The organism is Haloferax sp. s1 (assembly GCF_058382125.1).
Genome location: NZ_JBZRPK010000157.1, coordinates 1 through 1,486 on the forward strand (window position 1 = coordinate 1; position 1,486 = coordinate 1,486).

Below are 1,486 nucleotides of genomic sequence, written 5' to 3' on the forward strand. Positions count from 1 at the left end.
CGGGCGAGTGCGCTGGCGGCGAGTCGCGCGGGGGTCGCGTCGGCGACGGGGAGGATTTCTCGGCGGAGTTCCTGTCCTTCGTAGCCCTCGTCGTCGAGCAGCGTCGTGACCGTCTTGCGGGCGTCTTTGATGTCGCCGTCGCGCGCCTGAATGAGGAGCGTCTTCAGGTCGTCGTCGAAGCCCACATCGCCGAGGGCGGCGTGGACCGTAGACATCGTCACCTCGTCGGCCTCAGTCGCCGTCCGCTGGGCCGAGAGGATTGCCTTCCGGACGTTGCCGTTCGAGGCGTCGGTGAGGAACTGCAGGCCGCTGTCGTCGTAATCGACGCCCTCGGCATCGAGAATATCGGCGAGGAGCGATTCGAGCGTCTCGTCGTCCGGCGCGGGCATTGGGATGGGGAAACACCGCGAGCGAATCGGCGGGATGAGCTTCGAAGGCTGACGCGTGGTGATGACGAACTGCGTGGTCCGGTGGTGCTGTTCCATCACGCGGCGAAGCGCCTGCTGGAAGTCCTCGCGGATGGCTTCGGCGTTGTCGAGGACGATTGTCTTGTACTCCCCGGACATCGGGGCGTAACTCGCCGATTCCTTGAGCACGCGGTTTATCATGTCGCGTTTCGCCATTCGGCTGCGACCGTCGAGGAACTGCTCGAAGCGCGGGTCGGCACGAATCTGCTTTTTCGTCCGGTTGAAGAAGTCCGCGACGTTGAGTTCGATGAGGTCGTTTTCGGGGTCGGCGTGCGCTTCCTGCGCGAGTGCGCGGACGGCGGCGGTCTTGCCGACGCCCGGCGGTCCCTGCACGACGAGGTTCATCGGTTCGTCCACGGCGCGTCGAAGACGTTCGCGGACCTCCGGCTGTGGGAGGTCGTCGAGTGTCGGCGCGTGCGTCTCGGTCCACAGCGGCGCGTCCATTGGACTGCCGTAGCAGACGGTCGGGTAAGAATCGGTCGGTCCGCGTCGTGGTCACCGCCCGCCGTTGGAAAGCGACCGCCGTGGGAAAGCGACCGCGGCCGCGACGGATTCGACGCACGTTTAGTCCCGCCGCGTCGATTGTGGGGCATGTCCATGCGCGCGACCTTCCTCGGGACCGGCGGGGCCGTTCCCACCACGGCGCGTGCGCCGAGCGCGTTCCTCGTGAACCGCGACGGCGAGCGCCTGTTGTTCGATTGCGGGGAGGGCACCCAACGCCAGATGATGCGGTTCGGGACCGGATTCGGCATCAGCCACCTCTTTGTCACGCACCTCCACGGCGACCACATCCTCGGCATCCCCGGCCTGATTCAGACCCTCGATTTCAACGAGCGCGACGACGCGCTCGCCATTCACGGCCCGCCGGGCAGCAAACGACACCTCGAAAAGCTCGTCCACGCCGGCGGCTACCAGCCCGGCTTCCACGTCCCGGTCCACGAAACGCAACCCGGAAACGTCGCCTACCGCGCCGACGACTACGAAGTCCGCGCCTTCGAAACCGAACCCCGGACCTCCTC

At 66.6% G+C, this 1,486-nt stretch carries 2 protein-coding genes; one reads left to right on the top strand and one right to left on the bottom strand.

Features of this window, described 5'->3' with window-relative positions; genetic code table 11:
- Window positions 1–911: AAA family ATPase (locus QT222_RS01205; RefSeq protein WP_491476038.1), on the bottom strand; the 911-nt coding region annotated here is incomplete at its 3' end.
- A 153-nt stretch (window positions 912–1,064) separates the two neighbouring features.
- Between QT222_RS01205 and QT222_RS01210 the strand changes: the two genes are divergently transcribed.
- Window positions 1,065–1,486 (top strand): MBL fold metallo-hydrolase (locus QT222_RS01210; protein ID WP_491476039.1); only part of this gene is annotated, 422 nt, incomplete at its 3' end.